Annotated in this window: 17 protein-coding genes; all 17 read right to left on the bottom strand. The window is 46.5% G+C overall.

Translation table 11 applies throughout. The annotated features are described in order from the left end of the window. Nucleotides 1–149: 149 nt before the first annotated feature. The 17 genes from AC3WRW_RS24850 to AC3WRW_RS24770 all read right to left on the bottom strand — a co-directional run bounded on the left by AC3WRW_RS24850 (nucleotide 150) and on the right by AC3WRW_RS24770 (nucleotide 17,950). Nucleotides 150–1,730, bottom strand: a complete 1,581-nt coding sequence (locus tag AC3WRW_RS24850; RefSeq protein WP_492548927.1) for a stalk domain-containing protein — start codon at nucleotides 1,728–1,730, stop codon at nucleotides 150–152. Between the two features lie 80 nt (nucleotides 1,731–1,810). Further along, nucleotides 1,811–2,602, bottom strand: a complete 792-nt coding sequence (locus AC3WRW_RS24845) for a hypothetical protein (protein ID WP_492548926.1) — start codon at nucleotides 2,600–2,602, stop codon at nucleotides 1,811–1,813. A gap of 260 nt (nucleotides 2,603–2,862) precedes the next feature. Continuing rightward, nucleotides 2,863–4,053, bottom strand: coding sequence for a staphylopine family metallophore export MFS transporter CntE (cntE, locus tag AC3WRW_RS24840; protein ID WP_492548925.1), 1,191 nt, complete (start codon nucleotides 4,051–4,053; stop codon nucleotides 2,863–2,865). 17 nt (nucleotides 4,054–4,070) lie between these two features. Next, nucleotides 4,071–4,817 (bottom strand): ABC transporter ATP-binding protein, encoded by a 747-nt coding sequence (locus tag AC3WRW_RS24835; RefSeq protein WP_492548924.1) that lies wholly within the window; start codon nucleotides 4,815–4,817, stop codon nucleotides 4,071–4,073. After that, nucleotides 4,804–5,628, bottom strand: a complete 825-nt coding sequence (cntD, locus tag AC3WRW_RS24830) for a staphylopine uptake ABC transporter ATP-binding protein CntD (RefSeq protein ID WP_492548923.1) — start codon at nucleotides 5,626–5,628, stop codon at nucleotides 4,804–4,806. The genes AC3WRW_RS24835 and cntD overlap by 14 nt, the downstream gene beginning before the upstream one ends. A 3-nt stretch (nucleotides 5,629–5,631) precedes the next feature. Continuing rightward, nucleotides 5,632–6,495 carry a staphylopine uptake ABC transporter permease subunit CntC gene (cntC, locus tag AC3WRW_RS24825; protein ID WP_492548922.1) on the bottom strand — a complete coding sequence of 288 codons (864 nt, stop codon included), beginning with the start codon at nucleotides 6,493–6,495 and terminating at the stop codon, nucleotides 5,632–5,634. Further along, nucleotides 6,495–7,427, bottom strand: coding sequence for a nickel/cobalt ABC transporter permease (gene opp1B / locus AC3WRW_RS24820; protein WP_492548921.1), 933 nt, complete (start codon nucleotides 7,425–7,427; stop codon nucleotides 6,495–6,497). Before opp1B ends, cntC begins: the two co-directional genes overlap by 1 nt. 17 nt (nucleotides 7,428–7,444) lie before the next feature. Further along, the gene (gene cntA, locus AC3WRW_RS24815) at nucleotides 7,445–9,064 is read right to left on the bottom strand and encodes a staphylopine-dependent metal ABC transporter substrate-binding lipoprotein (RefSeq protein WP_492548929.1); all 1,620 of its coding nucleotides are present in this window, start codon (nucleotides 9,062–9,064) and stop codon (nucleotides 7,445–7,447) included. An 11-nt stretch (nucleotides 9,065–9,075) separates the two neighbouring features. Continuing rightward, nucleotides 9,076–10,398 carry an opine metallophore biosynthesis dehydrogenase gene (locus tag AC3WRW_RS24810; protein ID WP_492548920.1) on the bottom strand — a complete coding sequence of 441 codons (1,323 nt, stop codon included), beginning with the start codon at nucleotides 10,396–10,398 and terminating at the stop codon, nucleotides 9,076–9,078. Nucleotides 10,399–10,427: 29 nt separating this feature from the next. After that, nucleotides 10,428–11,222 carry an SAM-dependent methyltransferase gene (locus tag AC3WRW_RS24805; RefSeq protein ID WP_492548928.1) on the bottom strand — a complete coding sequence of 265 codons (795 nt, stop codon included), beginning with the start codon at nucleotides 11,220–11,222 and terminating at the stop codon, nucleotides 10,428–10,430. Between the two features lie 23 nt (nucleotides 11,223–11,245). Then, nucleotides 11,246–12,097, bottom strand: coding sequence for a histidine racemase CntK family protein (locus tag AC3WRW_RS24800; RefSeq protein WP_492548919.1), 852 nt, complete (start codon nucleotides 12,095–12,097; stop codon nucleotides 11,246–11,248). Between the two features lie 34 nt (nucleotides 12,098–12,131). Beyond that, a complete protein-coding gene (locus AC3WRW_RS24795) occupies nucleotides 12,132–13,142 on the bottom strand; it encodes a CobW family GTP-binding protein (RefSeq protein ID WP_492548918.1) in 1,011 nt (336 codons plus the stop codon). 20 nt (nucleotides 13,143–13,162) lie between these two features. Next, entirely contained in the window at nucleotides 13,163–14,821 is a 1,659-nt protein-coding gene (locus AC3WRW_RS24790; protein ID WP_492548917.1) for a nucleoside recognition domain-containing protein, read from the bottom strand. Then, complete coding sequence (locus AC3WRW_RS24785; protein ID WP_492548916.1) at nucleotides 14,815–15,939, bottom strand: NAD(P)/FAD-dependent oxidoreductase; 1,125 nt, start codon at nucleotides 15,937–15,939, stop codon at nucleotides 14,815–14,817. Before AC3WRW_RS24785 ends, AC3WRW_RS24790 begins: the two co-directional genes overlap by 7 nt. Before the next feature lie 20 nt (nucleotides 15,940–15,959). Continuing rightward, nucleotides 15,960–16,424 (bottom strand): Fur family transcriptional regulator, encoded by a 465-nt coding sequence (locus AC3WRW_RS24780; protein ID WP_492548915.1) that lies wholly within the window; start codon nucleotides 16,422–16,424, stop codon nucleotides 15,960–15,962. Nucleotides 16,425–16,454: 30 nt separating this feature from the next. Further along, a complete protein-coding gene (gene rpmG / locus AC3WRW_RS24775; RefSeq protein ID WP_492548914.1) occupies nucleotides 16,455–16,604 on the bottom strand; it encodes a 50S ribosomal protein L33 in 150 nt (49 codons plus the stop codon). Between the two features lie 272 nt (nucleotides 16,605–16,876). Beyond that, nucleotides 16,877–17,950 carry an NAD(P)H-dependent flavin oxidoreductase gene (locus AC3WRW_RS24770; protein WP_492548913.1) on the bottom strand — a complete coding sequence of 358 codons (1,074 nt, stop codon included), beginning with the start codon at nucleotides 17,948–17,950 and terminating at the stop codon, nucleotides 16,877–16,879. Nucleotides 17,951–18,385: the final 435 nt, after the last annotated feature.

Genomic DNA, 18,385 nt, shown 5'->3' with positions numbered 1-18,385 from the left:
CTGCAACAAAACTAATCATCTAAAGAATCATGGAACAATTCTATAGATTTTAAAGGATACCGCGGCAAAACTAGCGGTTTGTTGCAGAATTCATTAAAAAGCTTTATTCCATTTTATTGAGCATACACCTAATTGGATTCATTTGTTGATCAATTCATGATGCGAACAATTTTATTCTCATCGTCCCATTCTACTTTACTACCAAGTGCTTCAGTGACGAAACGAAGCGGTACGAATGTGACGTCATCAATCAATGCTGGAGCAGTATCAATACTCGTAGTAATTCCATTGAAGGACGCCTCTTTCGATCCAATTTGCATAATGATCTTTCTGACATCTCTCTCGGCTGTAATTTGATAATTTTCTTGGTTCCAAGTCACTTGGGCTCCGAGCATTTCAAAAACTTCACGAAGTGAAATCATCACACGGCCATCTTGCATGATGAGTTTATGCTGGAGAGACTGTTCTTTTCCGTTCAGCCATAATGAAATTCCACTTTGTTTCTCATCTACTTTCTCAAGACAAATCACATTTCGATTGTTGGTGATGACAATCTTATTCTCTGATAGCGGAATGATCTGGGAGTAGCCGATGATTTTGTTAGTAATTTCAAGAGTAAATCTAGAGTTTCCTTGGTTATCTAAAGAATGAATAGTACCTCCGTTTGTCGATACATAGACGTTCCCCTGATCATCAGAAACTAAATTCTGATTATAATTACCAGCCATATGGTATCCCGCTGAGCGTTCAGAGGCACTAAGGGTATAGCTCCAAATCGCATTACTGGACTGGAATTTATTGTTACTTAAAGATGAGGTTTTTTCATCCACTTGGTAATAGCCTCCGTGATGGTCAATAGGTCGTCCACTTAGGGCAAAAGCAATCTCTGGATTTGTTTCTTCTGTTAGTCCTGTTCTGGTTACTGTATAAATCGTCTCACCGACTACAAGATAGTTCCCAGACATTTTCATTTTGGACTTCGACAAATCCATGGATCTCCCCCACACAACTTCTCCCTCATCATTCAGGCAAATAAGTTCATTATCGACAGCTACGAGCAGATTGCCCTTATTATCTGAAGTTAGAAAATTAATCTTAAATACATCATAATTTTTATCTTTGACTTTCAATTCTTTTAACTGCCATTTCATTTTCCCATCACGATCTAACGCGGAAAGTCCGTTTTCTAACAAGGCAATCAAATTGCCTTTCCAGTCAACAGAGTAGAACATATCCGCGATAAAACGACTTTTCCCCCCACGGACTAATGCAAAAGTTAAATCCTCATATTGCTTAATTATATTCCCGTTCTTATCGAAACGAGTTATTGAGGATTTTGATGTAGTCTTGGTCTCATCTAAAAACGCAAAATCGTTAGTAGCTGTAAAAAGACTTCCATCCGCACCAACCTCAAGCTCTCGACTTGCATCTTTCTGTTTCCATAAAACTTGACCGTTGTCATTGACCGCAAATACTTCGCTAAAATTATGCAAAATAACGGTTTGCTCATTTACCTTCCTCGCATTGAAATGATCATATTGAGAATCGCTACTTATTGACCACTTTAGACGATACTTAGCATTTTCGTTTTGTAGTATCCAATTTTGTCCGCTGTCATCCTTCAACGGGAGAATGATCGGATCCATCAGTTCGGATTCAGCTAGAACCATTGATGTAGAAATACTACTTAAAAATAGCAAAGCTGCTAGACCAAGCAACACCTTTTTCATTTAAAAGCCTCCTATAAGTTTTTCTCACTTTCTCTGGCAAATTTATGTTCCATGCATAAGTGCCATACTCCCCATTGCTGCTATGCCCTTTTATCTTCTTTCTCACTTCCTCGATTGAAAGACTTTGCAGCTAATTGATTGAGCCTGTCTTTGACCAAATTTAACCATAACTTGTTGTTTAAATCTGACATAAATCTGTCGCTTTGAAGATAATCATTGGCCAATCGGAGCTCCCCTAACTGTGCATAGATAAATGCGAGTATATAAGCAGGGGAGGGAAATCTCATATCTGAAAAGGGAGATTTGGAATTTTCTAATTGATTTTTTGCAGTTTCAATAATTTGGTCAAGACACGAAGTTCGATCGTAAAAAGCCTTTATATTGTTAAGCTCTCCATCTATTGCTTGAGTAAGTGTTTTTTTGGCAATCTGAGAATCGTGAGAAGCTACACCAATACCGTCAATCATTTCCTCATCTCTAAATGACCTTACGTATCCATCTGCCCATTCGCCGATATGGATCATTGCTGTTTTTTCCGTTCGATTGTAAATAAGTTTATTGCCTTTTGGGATCATCACAAAATCAAGCACTACTCCCCAAGATATGTACCCGCGATTCCCGCTTCTTGTAAATCTACCGTATTGAACTATTTTCCTAATTCCATTTGTGCTTTCACTAATCCAGGTGTAGTCACCTCGCCATTTCAGCCCCAAACTAGCAAGCCTCGGCGAAAAAATACGATCTAATAAACCTAATAACTCTTCACCAGTAATGGGTTCACCTTGATATTCATAACGAGCAATCTGTACTTCAACACCTAATTTACGACTTAATATTTTCGCCCTAATAGTATCGATAAGTTTCTTAAACATGCGATTCCATTCCCCATGTTAATCATTATTTCACCGTGATATGTCTTGGATCTAAGATTTAAAGATATATTCGGTTTAAATTATGAATTTCCTTTTTTAGTAAGTCACCTGCATAAAACGTTTCCTCTAAACAGACAGGTTACGAAGCGATTACTTTGTTCGGGCAAAAAATGAGAGGGTGTCCCCAGTCATTTCCATGACTGATGGGACACCCTCTGGTCAAACAAAATTTGCTCTTTTGTTTTACAAAAGTAAATCCTCTAAGACCCTTCACCAACATACATTTTTCTTCGCTCATAAGCAAAAATAATCATTACAACGCCAATCATGGCACAAATCATATACATGAATGAATAAGAAGTAGCATCAGCGATCGGCCCCATGATGACTCCACCCAGTGACATTCCCAGATCAGCCATCGCAATGAATAGACCCAGAAGCACGTTGCGGCTCATCTGCGGCAGAACAAAACTTAAATAGGTCGTTAACGCCGGGTAAAGAAGCGCTTGGGCTATTCCCATCAGCACTGCGCCCGCATAGAAAAAGAAGCTCCCTCCTTCGACGGAATAGCTAACGCACAGTGCGGCTGCCGACAAGATGAGCATGATGCTCATGATAAAGAAAGAATGCCACCGTCCATCTGACGGGATTTTTTTTCTTAAAGCAAAACGTGCCAAGACCACGACCCCGGCCTGAAGCATGAGATAGATGCCGGCGCTGCCATGTTTCATCTGCGCGGCATACAGCGGCAGGAAGTTCGTAATCGCACCGAATACCGTTGAAGCTGCCAGCATCAAGACGCTGCATTTGAACAAATACGGGTTTTTCACCAACTGACTCAAGTATTGAACTACGCCAAGTCTCCGCTCCTTCTGATTGCCGGCAGGAGACTTCCTTTCTTTTTCCATGCGAATGCTGTAGCCGAACACGCCGGTGCCGATTGCAATGGCAACCAGCAGGATGCTGAAATAGCTCATCCCTCCCGCTTGCCAAATGCCGATCGCCAGCAGCGGTCCAAGAATGCCGGGCATGTATGTAAATAAGGAATACAGTGAAATGCCCTGAGAACGATCTTTCTCTGGCAAAGCATCGATAATTCCAATTTGCAAAGCCATTGAGAAAAAAGCCGTCGAACATCCCTGGAGGATGCGAGCCATCAAAAAACCTTCCAAGCCAGTGAAGGTATACAGGAGCAGCGCGAACCCGTTAATCACAAGAATGATGCGCAATACTTTGATCGGACCTTGCCGTTGGATGATCTCTCCTGCCCATGGGCGGAATAGCATCGCCGTACACATGTACGCTCCCATGATCAAGCCGATGGCTGTATTGCTGGCTCCCAGCGACTCCCCCCGCAAAGGAATGATGACGTTCAGTATGGCATTGGCGCTGAAAAAGAGAAGAGCAAGCACATATAAACGTACAAAAGGCCAGGCCAACGCTCCGGTCAAAATGTGTTCCTCCTACATTAAAACGTGATTTGTCTCTGCAATAACGTTCTTGCATACGCAGACTGGACATGCTGCAATTCTTCAATGGGAACGATTTCTTCGATTTCCCCATTTCTAAAGATCATCACCCTGTCACAAAGATAGGCGGCAGCCTGCATATCATGCGTGATAAAAATATAGCTCATGCGGTAGATGTCCTTTAAGTTTTGGAGCAGCTCAAGCACTTGCGTTTGGACGGATACGTCTAGAGAGCTGATCGCCTCATCCAATACGATGCACTGGGGTTCCGTTGAGATCGCCCTGGCAATACAGACGCGCTGAGCCTCTCCACCCGATAACTCATGCGGATATTTCGTCCGGTAGGACGCGGGCAAGCCAACTTGATGCAAGAGATGGTCCAGTTTGCTATGATTGTCCGTGATCCCCCTGCTTCGCAGGCTCAGCGGCTCCATAATCGCCTGTTCAACGGTAAAGAACGGATTAATCGACGAGGTATAGTCTTGAAAAACGACGCTGATATGGCCTGAGCGGATCGTTCGATCCGCAACGTTCTTTCCCTTCAAGAGGATGGATCCGCGATCAGGCTTCTCCATTCCGGCAATCAACCGCCCGAGCGTCGATTTGCCGCTTCCGCTTTCGCCAATAATCCCTAGACATTCGCCATATCCGCAAGAAAAAGTAATATTTTTCAAAACATAGTGTTTATCAACTGAAAAGAACCCCTTATTTCGATACGATTTCTCAACGCTGTCAACGACTAGCAAGCAGCACCCTCTCCTCCATGATCTTTTTAAAATGGGCGCTGAGCGCTAATCGGCTAGACACCAGATATTGCGTATAAGGGTGCTGCGATTCTGTAAAAATGGCAGGAATCCGGCCGTTCTCAACAATAGCCCCGTCCCTCATAACAAGAACCTCATCCGCAATCTTCTTGACAATTCCGAGATCGTGAGAGACCAGAATCATGGAACAGCCTGTTCTCTCCCGCATACGTATCAATTGCTCTACAACCTCGAATTGCGAGATGGTATCGAGCGCTGTCGTCGGTTCATCGGCAATGATGATCTCGGGCTCAAGAACAAGCGCTAAAGCGATCATCATCCGCTGAAGCATCCCGCCCGATAACTCGTGAGGATATTTGTTCATCATCTCCACTGGATTCTTGAGCATGACGCTCTTCATCGCTTGGACCATTTTTTGTTCGATGTCTATCTTACTCCAGCTGAAATGCTGGGCCAGCATCACTCTCGCATGGACGCCAACCACACAGGACGGGTCAAAGGCGCGCATCCCGTTTTGAACAATCATGTAGAGGTGCTTGCCTCTTTTCTTTCTCATTTCTTTCGGCGAGAGCGACATCAGACTTTCACCCTTAAAACGGACATCGCCGGATTGCAGCATCCAAGGCCGATTCAATCTCATGAGCGCTCGGCAAGTCAGCGATTTCCCGCTTCCGCTTTCACCTACAATAGCCAGACAGCTTCCTTGCTTCAAGGAAAAGGAACTGTCCGATACAAGGACTGCGCTTGTATTCGCATCCCATATTTTCAGATGCTGGGCTTCCAAGATATTCATGATTTAGATCGTCACCTCTTTGGCCTGCATCTTGTGGGCAGAGGCATGTAATTTGGGATCCAGCGCAATTTGAAGCGCATCAGACAAGAAATGAAAGGCCGAAACGATAATCATGATGGCAAGGCCTGGCGCCAGCATGAGCTGCGGTTTGGAGAACATGACGCTTCTCGCTTCGTTCAGCATCATGCCCCATTCGGCGTGGGGGGCCTGGATGCCTAACCCCAGAAACGAGAAGCCTGATATTTGCAAAATCATTGAGCACATCGCACTGCTCGAAATTACAGCAATATCGGAAAGAGCAGCCGGCATCAGATGTCGATACATAATTTTCATATGACTTATGCCTGTCACTTGTGCAAACTTCACATAATTAAGCTGGGAATACTGCATAACGGAGGCACGGATCACTCTGGCAAACCATGCCCATTTCATGCAAACAAACGCAATCAGAATATTCGCAAGCCCCGTTCCCAAAATGCCAACAATCGCGAGCGTCATGACATAGCCGGGAAATGATAGCATAATATCGCAAATCCTCATGATCAGCGCATCTGTTTTGCCTTTAAAATAACCCGCAAGGAAGCCTAAGACAGAGCCGATCCCTACGGAGATGAATAAGGCAACGGCAACCCACAGCACGCTGGGGCGGATGCCGTACAGCAATCTTGATAGTATGCATCGCCCCAAGTGGTCGTTCCCTAAGAGATAGCTCCAAGAGAAGCCCGCATACCGAAGACTCATATTGACTTCTTCCGGATCATGCGGGGCAATTAACGGCGCGCAGAGACCGGCAAGGGCCGTGCCGGCAATAATGGCCAAGGAAACCATGGCAAGCTTATCTTTGGCTAGACGCTTCGCAACCTTCATCAGATGTCCTTCCTTAATTGGGGGTTCAATGCCGCTTGGATCAGATCGGAAATCGTGTTAAATCCTACAAAGGCCGCTCCCAAAATGAGAACGTAGGCTTGAAGAATCGGAAAATCCCGGCCCATAATGGACTTAACGCTCAAACTTCCCAGACCCGGCCATGCAAACACATTTTCAATGACGACCGTACCTCCGAGTATGGCAGGTATAGCCATACAAAATATCGAAACAGCCACTTGCAAGGAATTTCTTACAATATGCTTGATAATCTTCGTCTCGGACAGACCGCAAGCTCTTCCATAGAGCACGTAGTCTTCGTTTAAGTTGCTCAACATGGCGCTTCTGACATTTCGAAAGTAAATTCCGGCATAGCTGACCGAGATCACCGAAACCGGCAGAATATAACTTTGATAGCCATGCATACCGCTTGTCGGCAACAAGTCCAGTTTCACGGAAAAATACCAGATCATAAGCGCGCCGAGCCAATATGGCGGCATGGCAGTCAGGATAAAAGCAATGCCTCTGATCGATTTATCGAGCCACTTGCCTTCTTGCAACGCACAGACGATACCTAACAGGATCGATAGCAGAATAATGGCGAACGAAGAAACAAAAGTGAGTTTCAACGTATTCAGAAAAGCCGGGCCGAGTAAAGACCACACCGGTTTGCCTGTCGCAAAAGAATGTCCGAAATCCAGACTCATGCAAGCCGTAAGCCAGTGAATATATCGAATCATGAATGACCGGTCAAGCCCCAACTCGCTCTTGGTTTGCGCAATGAGCTCATCCGTAATTTGGGGGATACCCCGTGCATGCAGGACGGCTTCTGCGGGATCGATCGCTGAAAGATTAAGCAGTATGAACGTTACGAACGATATGATCAGAAGCAACGGGATGGAAAGGAAGAGCCTTTTCATCATATACCTTCCCATTCGTAAACACTCCTTTGTTATTCAAACTTCATTCGCTCAAACGGCAGCTCGAATTGCGTTTGTTTAAATGAAATGCCTTTTACATTTTTGGGTGCTACGATGGTCATTTTACCATTGGTAAGCGGGATGAATACGGCTTCGTCATGCACCATTTTCATAATATCGGCGTACAGCGATTTTCTCGTTTTCTCATCCGTTGATACGGCCACTTCGTTAATTTTTTTGTACAGCTCATCCGCTTTGGCAATCCCTTTCGTCGTATACAAATAGGCTGACTCCGAGGTAAATCCCGCTATCGTGCTCTGTGGGTCATAAGCCAGTCCCCATGTCTGGTTAAACAGCAAATCATAGTCGCCTGTCGATCTTCTTTTCGCGATAGACGTGGAATCCTCACCGATGAGCTCCAATTGGATACCGACATTTTTCAATGAGCTTTGGATAAATTCAGCCTCTGTTTTTTGCGTAGAGGAATTGTTGTCATAATACACGTTCAACGCCAATTTTTTACCGTTTTTCGTTCTGGCGCCAGTGCCGCTCTCCAACGTCCAGCCTGATTGTTCCAGCATCTTTTTGGCTGCTTCGAGATCATAGCCCCGTTGTTTCAATTCGACATCCGCATAATTGACGTTAGAGGAGAAAAGCGCATTGGCGGCAGTCTCCGTGCCATTCATAATCGTTTTGCTAATCGTTTCCCGGTCAATTGCATACCAGATGGCTTCACGAACTGCGGTTTCGCTTACTGGACTGCTGGATCTGCTGCTGTTGGCGACAATCATTTTCGTATTCATCGGTTCGCTTCTTACCAATTGATACTTGCCGGAAGCGGTTAATCGATTCATCGCTTCCACATCGATGCTGTCTGCGCCTCGGTCGTCCGTGAATACAAAATTGATTTCTCCTTTTTGCAGTGCCAGGAGTGTCGTTTCACCGGACGGAAGCACCTTGGCCGTAATTTTATGAATAGCAGGCTCGCCGCCCCAGTAGTTTTTATTAGCTTCAAAGGTCGCATATTCATTCGTTTTGTGTTCGGTTAGCGCATATGGACCTGTGCCATGGTAACCACTGACCCCCTCCTTCGTGCCCCCGTTAACAAAATCTTTGGGAGAAAGGAACACATAAGGTCTCGTCATGGATAATTCGAGCAAAGCCGGAGAATAAGGCTCCGACAATACCAGCTTAAAGGTATACTCGTCCAGGGCTTCGCTGTTTGCAATTTTCGTCGACAGCTTGATCCAGGCATGTTTGGCGGCATTCGCCTGAATGGCGTCTATGTTTTTTTTCACGGCTGCGGCATTAAAAGGCTCTCCATCGTGAAACTTGACATTTTTTCTTAGGTGAAACGTATATTCTTTATGGTCCTTGGAAATGTCCCAGGATTCCGCGAGAAGAGGCTTGATGCCGTCCTTCGTATTCTCAACCAAGGATTCAAAAATCATCCCTTGAACCGGCATAGAGCCGGTATATAAATGAGGATTAATATCGTTGATATCTTTAGCTGTTGCATAGATTAGCTCTGTTTGCTTTAGACTGGCCGATTCGTGCGCAGCCGTAGCAGCCGGAACCGGCGCAGCTTCCTTCCCGCTGCTGCAGCCTGTGAGTGCCAACACACACAAAATGATCGTTTGAACAATGAACATATTTCTTGTTTTCACCGTATTTCCTCCCCTATTTGTCTTGCAGGTTCTCCTAGTTCACGGCATATCCGCTGTAAATCCTCTTCAAAACTTTGGACGGTAAACGCGACCGACAGCTTACGGTTCTCATTAGCTTCCGCTACTTTGACGATTTTACGTTCATAGGTGCGCAGGAACTTGTCAATGGTTGGACATGTCAAATTCAGATAGGTAAGAATGCCTTGTATAATCTTGGTGCGATAGTAGTCTTCTTTCGGCATTCGCGGGATGTCCAGCTCCCCTTCCCGGTTGACGAACATTTTTCGAAAGGGAACCGCAGAGAAATCGAAGTATGTGCCCTTCTCGTCCGGTTCGGAGAACGGATCGATAAGCAGCGATGTGTAGCGAATGTACAATAAATATTCTTGGGTGGTACTATCAGAATAACTAAAATTTTCTATATCACGACGCGATAAACTTTCTAATCTGACCGGATAATTATCATCCGTCATAAACTGAAGCAAGTTCAGCTGCTTGATCTGAAGGGCATCCAGCAGGTTCATGATCTCTTTCCAACCGGCCAGCATATCTCGAATTAAATGCTGCGTAATAGGACCTTCCGGATAAATTTTATACACATATTTCTGAACACCCGAATCGCTTAATATCGCATCCAACGAGAATTCATTCATAAACAGCGCCGGATGCACATATAAAGAGATATTTCTTGTTTCCGCCTCCATCGGTGCAGCCATTACTTCCAGCGCAATGCCTGATTGTTCAAAAAGTAGCTTCAGCACCTCAAGATTGGCAGAATGAATCCGGGTGGAGCCTGCATAAATTTTTTTCTTGACCGCGGTTGTCAATACGTGATGATGTGACTTCTCCGGTATCCACCGGGTATCGCCAAGATAGGTAGAGAAACTGATAAGTTCAACTTCTGTATGGAATTGATGCATATAATTGCGAACGAGGCTGTTGGATCCAAGGGTGGGGGAAACGAGAACGATGCATCTTGCGCGCTTCAACACTTCGTCGCTCACCTGCTTTAAGACGTCGATATACGCATCTGTGGTTACAGCCAGAATCAGCGTATCCCATTCACCGTCAATCGAGCCGTATCCTTTGAAAACGTGATCGATGCGGCACTCGCCGGCCATCGCGCGATGCTTTTCATTTTGAATACGGACCTGAACCTCGTGATTGCTTTGTTCAAGCGCCGCGAAAAATAGTTCGGAACGTGCGGATTCTCTTCCTGCAATGCCCAACCGGCATGAAAGCTGCTTTTTTAAAAGGACGGCAAGCTGAATCGTCGTGGGCCCTGTGCCCAACAGCAGAACGCGCTTGAAATCGCTCATAGAAACCTCCTTATCATCTTGCAAGCGGGTTAAGCCTTGCGGTACAACGCAACATCAAACACTTGATCCTGGCGCAAGATCGTGCCAACCAGCTGCCATTTGTGTTCATTAACCTCTTGCATAGGGTAATTAAACAGTGACTTCAACCCATTCCCGTAACGCATCGCCACCACGACATGTTCACTCGTCAGCGCATGCAATTGATCCAAGAGCTCATATTTATTAGGTACCGTTGAGCTGAAAATGATATGGCTTGCTTCGCGAGTGAAGACCAGTTCTTCCACGAATTTTTGTTCCAATCGAATGTTGAACTGGCTGCCCAACTGCTTCACAACACAGGATCCAAGGGCAATGGCCTCATCATCAATATCGATCCCCACGACTTCGGCCCCTGTTCGCCTTGCAATCAGCAGCGGTGTCATCGGAAAAGAACCAGAACCGACCATCAGCACTTTGGAATCGGAGGTTACCTTGGAACTCCCAAACTCTTGTTCAATGCACGATTCAATATTTCTAAAATAGTCAGTAATCTCCGAATCTCCCTGCTGCAGCCGGACTGCGCGATATTTCTCCATCATGGCAACGGCAATGGCCGACGTCCTTCTCAAACCTTCTACTAACCCAGAGAACTCCTCGAGGTTCTCCCCTTCCAAACGTTCCCAAGCTTCTTGATTCGCAGGATTTGTTATAAAGGCGGAATATGTATTGATCAACTGCTCTAAGGCTGTACAATGTATGGGGGTATGATCGTAAAGTGACACAAGATCATCGAATCGTTCTGAAAATCCAACCAACGATGCTTGAAACGTTTCTGCTGCCTGCATTCGTGCCTGCATTCGTTTTCCCCCTAAACCGTACTATCGTAAATATCAATATAAGCTTTGCCTTGTGCGACAATGCCGACAAGACCTTCAATCCAAAGGCTTGCCGCTTCTTCTTCATTATAATTAGCATGAACTTGTATCATGCCGCCTGGCTGCTTGATTTCCGCAGCGATCTTTTCTTTGTGCCTCCAAGCCAAATAAGCGCCTACAGAAGCCGTGCCTGAACCGCATCCCCGTTCCCAGACCATGCTGTCCAGATGAGGAACATAGATGAGCGGTGCCATTTCATGGGTGCTTGCCTTATACAGTAAAATACCGATTAAGTTGCCTCCCAACGTTAAGCCAAGTAATTTAGCCAGAGACTCCGCTTTGTTCCTAATCGAGGCATGAAATTCATCCACTTCAATGACCATATGAATAAAATCGGGGTATCTCACGATAATGACGGTCAAATCGCTGCCCTCGTACGAAATGATTCGTTCTTCGATTTGTTGGGGAATCGGCATCGCAACGCTGCAGTAAAACCCAGTTGATTTTCTTTTCACCGAACAAGTTAGCAGTTCATCTGTACCTGAGACTTCTAAAACGATGTCAGTCGAATGGTTTGGCTCCATGTTCCGTTCAGAGGCAATGAACGCCGCCAAAGCCATGGACGCATTTCCGCAAAACTCGCCCCCTGCCATTTGCAAATGAGCTGCCGCTTTGCTGTTTACCGGCGCTTCCATAAATCCGACTTGTTCCGCGTACACATGATCATAAGACATGAGTTTGGAAGCAATGTGTTTGTATTCATCCCTCATGTGGTTCGACTTGACTAAAATGGTCATGTTTTGGGTAGGACTGCACTTAATGAAATCCACGATCTGTTTCCCCACATCGATCCTCCTCTGCACCGAAGTTGTTCACTGGTCACATTTCCTGTAAAGCTTGGATCACGTCGCCTTTGGAAAAATTCTCCCCGATGAAGACCGCTACGTTTTGAACCGCGACTTTGGGCTTGATGCTGAGATTCATGAATTCGAGCTCCCGATAAGCGTACTGAAACAAATGATGTCTCGTGGATTCTCCGTCTGTGGTTTGCACAATGCCTTTGGCGCGATACACTTGCTGTGGAAGGCTGCGAATGACTTCTTCGAACTTATCCAGATCAACCGGCTGGTCAAAATAATGCGTATAAGCCATAACGTGATCATGCGTATGGTGATGATGGTGCGTCTTGCCCCCTGAGTCGGATTGGCGATGATCACAAGTCTGGCCATGTTCGCTGCATGCCGCCTTGCTCCCAGGCTTATAGGTATCTTGAACAGCCTTTCCATTCAGCGATTCCAGTATTTCCATGTCCATATGGCAGTAAACCGTGACTTCAATGACAGCTAACGGGTTCCACTCCCGGATCAGCTGATCCAGCTCGCCCAGCTCCTCCGCCGATACCTTATCCGCTTTATTCAAAATGACAAGGGAGGCGCAGCGAATTTGTTCCTTCATTAAAGTGAGCGTTTTGCTGTGCGGCTTCCGGCTCAACTCGAACAGATGCGGTGCGTCTACGACGGTAACGATCGACTTTAGCTCCACGGATATGATCAGAGAAGCATCCGTAACCCCTTCAATAATTTCCATCGGGTTCGCGATCCCGGTAGCCTCAATGAAAATCGCATGGGGCTGATGTTCCGTATATAAGCTTTTTATCGCCGTACTAAGATCACCGCGAATGGTACAGCAGATGCAGCCGCTCAGCATTTCTGTCATCGGCACCTCATCTCCAATGATCATGCCATCCAGGTTGATTTCACCAATTTCGTTCATGATGACAACCGGTTTCTTGCCGGATTCCGTGTAATAATCCAATGTCTTCTTTAACAAGGTCGTTTTGCCGCTGCCAAGAAATCCGGAAAAAATATGAATGGGTACTGATTGCAGCATAGGATGAACCTCCCTGACGTTTATAAGAAAGAATGAATGACTGCGGCTAATAAAAACGAAGTAACCATCGATGTGATGACTTGTTTGGCAGCCAGGGATCCAGCAAATGACCACCCCATCTCTTTGCGCAGGGTCCATAATGTAACAAGGCACGCCGTCAACGTTGAGGCTGCGTACACAAGGACAAAGACAATGCCCGGTTGCAGCGTATGCAGAAATACGCCCCCGTCTTGATTCAGAATCAGCAAGCCGTCTTTGCGTAAAATGGAAAAAATAATTGCCCCCGCCGCCTCGGCAGGCAGGTGGAAGAGATGCAGGACAGGTCCGAGTCCGCGTGATAGCCACTGCAAGGCACCGGTATATTGAAGCATGGCCGCTGCCAGACAAATCCCAATAAAAATCGGCATCGCTTGCAGCAGGAATTGTTTAATAACGGCACGAACACGCCAACCGACAGCCCTTGCTGATGGCTTCTGAAGATACGTCTTCGACGCCGTGACAGACGAGTGCAGCGGATCTTGCGCCCGGCTCCATATTCGCGTATGCCACGCACCAACGATGAATAATAGAAACAAGTAAGGGGCAAACAGCCACGGGTGTCCGGCGGAGCCGAAAATGGACAAGGACGCTCCGATCTGATAGCTGCAGGCCGAGCCGTAAGAGATGAGCGTCACGCAGGATTTGCGTGTGCAAGCGCTGCAGGCACGGCTTTGGAACACGGCGACGACATTGCAGCCAAATCCGGACAACACCGGAATGAGGTCTCTCCCACTGAGGCCGATATATCGCAGCCAGCCGTCCAGGGAATCGGCGATCCGGTCCTTAAGCCCGCTCTCCTCGGTAACGGCGACACTGATGCCGAGCAGCAGCACGACGGGAAAAGCCCATAAAAAGGAGTAGACCCCGAGCGTAACCAGGCCATAATCGCCTGCAAGCAGGACTTGAACAATCTCTGGTTGCTGCTTCACCAGCGCTTTAATCGGTTCCAGCAAGACAAGATCAACCAGCGATTGCAACCTTGCTGACAGCTCATAGGCCAAGAGCACGGGCAAAGCAAAAAGCGCCAACATGCTAAGAAGCGCCAGCGGCCGCCCCCATCGTCTATGCTCGAACCAGGTTGATTGGGGATGAAGCATTTGCACCTCAGGAGCAATCGCAGCCATCGCTTTGGAACGAATCGGCTTGGCGGCATCAAGGGTTTGCAGCAGCGCCTGTTTGTCAGCTTCCCCGATGTTGCGCGCATCTATCGTATGGACGGGAATCCCCAATGCGTCACGGTAATAGTGGGCAAGCTCCGATAAACCAGCGATTGCTTTATCAGCAAATGTCAAGACAAGCATGAGACGTTTGCGGGCCACATCCATCGCCTCCAATAAAGCGGGCAGCTCCATAGCGGCGTGCGTGGCCCGAACGACAAGGACGATCATATCCGCATCCGTCATTTCCCGGAAGGCCAGTCGTGCCGTGTAACTGTCATCCCTGCTCTTGATGCCGGGAATGTCAATCAGTTCGGTATCGCCGGTTAACCCGGCTTTGCGCACCGTGACCGTCGATCCCCGGAAGTTCGCTTCTTCGCCTGTGTCATGGCCCGTCATGCCGCGAAACAGCGCCGATTTCCCGGATGATTCAAGTCCGGCGAGGACAACTGCTTTGCGCCGGGATACAGCATCCGCTAACACTCGCAATCCTCCCCGCAGCATGCCAGATCCTCCAGCAGCATTCCCTGCTTCCGATACGCGTCTAATGCGGAAACGTCCAGACTCAGTCTCCTGGCGATCGTTTCAGCTACAACCGCAAACCGTTGACGGAACTTATAAATGAAGCAAAACAATAGGCTGCCGTGGGAAACGCTGGGACCGACAACGAACAGCCCCGGATATTTCGTCGACTCATCGCGATCAGAGAGGATGACTTCGTCCTGCTCGCCTTTTTCAAATAAATCATCGATCACTTGAAGGCTGCCTCGAAATCCGGTGGCAAGAATCGGTCTGTTCGGCGTATGTATGTATTTATCGTTCCCGAAGTCGTCTTCACAATAAATGAGGTACCCTCCACGATCCGAACGTTCAACCCAGTGCACATCATAAGGCGCCACTAGCTCAATCAGCCCATCTTCAATATCCCTAAGGCGATCCTTCGTAAAAGGGGAAAGTTCGACGCTGGGGTCGCTGCTGCCATTCGCTGTCCAGCGGCTGTTGCGATCGATAATCGTTACTTTTTTCCCGAGACGGGCCAAATGAATAGCAGCATCCGCGCCGCTTTCATAGCCGCCAATCACGACAAACTCGTCACCTTCCAGCTGCTCCCAATTCGCTATCAAGCTGCTATGCAGGCCGAACTCAGCTCCCGGGAACCCATCCAGCCGGGGATATTGAAACTCACCTGCCGCCCAAATCACATGGCGGCTCATCAGCTTGCCATGAGTGGTCTCCATTTCAAAGCCATCCTTGACCGGTTTTATGTGCTTGACATCGATCCCCTCCTGCAGAGGCAGCTCTTTAAATTCTGCGACTCTTTGCAAATATTCCGCATATTCTTCGCCTGATGGATGCTCTGTTTCTAAGGAATAGGCCGGAGACGTTTGAAGCGCGATCGCATTCAAATCCAACAAACCGTAAGCGTTGCTCGGAAAGGATGGCGTAATCATCTGCATTTCCTTGGGCCAGGCAAGAAAAGAAGCGCCAATCTGCCGTCTTTCCAGAATACGAAAATTCGCAACACCCAAGTCTTTCAGCACGATGCCCACACCGATGCCTGCCGGACCGCCGCCCACGATCACACAATCCAATGTTTCCATTGTATTCACCTCCCTTTCATTTATTTAGGGTGAAACTCACGACAATCTGTACAATAACCATACACATCAAATTTATAACTGATCGGCTGAAAGCTCTTGCTTTTAAGCGGAAGACGCATGCGTTCCATTTTCATATCCAAGGAAAACGTCCTCTCACAATCCATACAGATCAGATGATACTTGGGATGCTCTTGGTCCGCACATATACGGAATCTAACTTCATCTCCAAGAATGAAGGATTCTAAAATCCGCAGCTCGATAAAAAGCTTAATATTTTGATACACCGTTGCGTAACTGAGACCAGGGAAGCGTTGTTCCAGGCTGTGATACATATCCACGGCCGTTAATGGCTTATTTGAATGCATAACCAGTTCAATCATCGCTTTACGCTGTCCTGTCAAACGCAAGCGATGCTTGGCAAATTTCTTCAACTGTGAAATCAAGTTCGCCTCGTGATTGTCTGGATCGGCTGCATGCGTCTTCATACAATAAAGCTCCTTCCAAGGGGCTCCGTTTTATCTGGTTTCGCGGTGAAGAGTCACCCGTTTGAGACGAGGGCAATATTTCTTGAGCTCCAGGCGCTCAGGGTTGTTTTTCTTGTTTTTCGTCGTTGTGTAATTCCGATCTCCGGTTTCTGTACAGGCTAATGTAATGACAACTCGCAACGAATTCACCTCCTTTGTAACCAACTCAAGCCATGGCGGATCTGTAAGCAGGATCAGCTTTGACACAATGGCCATTCGAGTCATTGCTTATAATCGTAAATTTTACGATTTACAATTCATACTATAACCATTTCTGTCCTTCACGTCAATTAAATAGTTAAAATTACTATTATGATTACAAATCAATTTGCATTCGAAGAGCATAAAAAAAGAAGCCTAATTGCAGCAGAGCGCTAAATTAGGCTTCTTATGATCATTGCGATTTAGTTCACTTAACTCTTTTTAATTAAATTGACAAGAGCATAGGCTTGATCGATGGTTTCTTTGACAATTGCAGCAGCAGCGTGATCTTTGGCCAGCCTAAGCCCCTGCCCCGCCCAGAGTGACATATACTCGGGATTATTCGATTTTGCAGCTGCCTGGCGAATGTCTCGCGTCATTGCATTTTGAATTGGGTAGGCAGGAATTGCCCCAGGATACTGACGCATCTCATTCATAAATGCTGTTTGAATGCCCCGTGCGGCTTTCCCCGAGTATGCCTGTGTAACTTCTGTGGTGTCCTCATTTGCTGAAAGGATTTTCTGCTTGTACGCTGCATGGGCGCCACTCTCGGGGCATGCGAGAAACGCAGTGCCCATCTGTACGGCAGAGGCTCCTAATGTGAGGCTTGCTATAAGCCCCCGCCCATCCATGATCCCCCCAGATGCAATAACCGGAATCGATACATGATCGACAATCTGTGGCGCAAGAGCCATGGTGCCGATCTGAGCATCGGATATGCTTTTCATAAATGTGCCGCGGTGTCCTCCTGCTTCGCTTCCCTGGGCCACAACTGCGTCTACGCCAGCGGTTTCCAAAGATTTAGCTTCTTCAACGGTTGTTGCAGTGCCAATTACGACTGTTCCACGCTCCTTCATAGCTTGGATGACTTCATGCGGCGGTATGCCAAATGTAAAACTAAATACCGGTACTTTCTCTTCCAGCAATACTTGTACCTGCTCCTCAAAAGACTCCGAAAATTTCGGGAGTAATGGATTTGTGGCAATTCCAAGCTCGATGCGATATGTATTGAGGTAGGCTGACATTTCGTCGATGGTTTCTTCCGATTCTATGGGTTGTTCAGGTACAAACAGATTGACCCCAAATGGCTGATCGGTCAGTTGTTTGACCTTTTGAATCGTGCTGCGAAGTTCTTCCGGTGTTAAGTATCCGGCACCCAGGTTGCCTAGCCCCCCGGCGTTTGAAACTGCTGCTACTAAGTCGGGAGTTGTAGGGCCACCTGCCATTGGCGCTTGGAAGATCGGGTATCGAATTTTGAGGATACGGGTTAGTTCAGTCTCCAGCATTTAAAAGCCCCCTGTTTTGTTCATGTTTTAGAAGCATACGAAATTTCTTGGCTTAGTGGTACCCTATTAAGATTAATTGTAGCCCCCAAGATCTATCATGTAAAATGAATCTAAATGATACTTAACATTAAAAAAAACGATAACTTACATAGATTTAAAAAATGAAAAAAACGGTCTGTATTCGCATCTATTTCGCGATAAGACCGTTTTTGTTTGTTTGAGATGTTAGTTTAAAGAATTACCATGCAAAAGTCATTAAGATAATAACCAAAAGAATAAAGAGAACCAAAACAGCTGCTGCGTTGTTCACACCATAACCTGCACAACTTGCACCGCTCATGTTAGTCATTCCTCTCAAGTGAATTTTCATTACGCTATAAAATATGCGCATGACTCAGTTCTTGATTGGACGTTAGCCGTTCCTCAAATAAAAAG

Source organism: Paenibacillus sp. FW126-R14 (genome assembly GCF_058789495.1).
The sequence above is the reverse complement of the archived record's forward strand: the minus strand, read 5'-3'. Positions and strand labels throughout refer to the sequence as shown.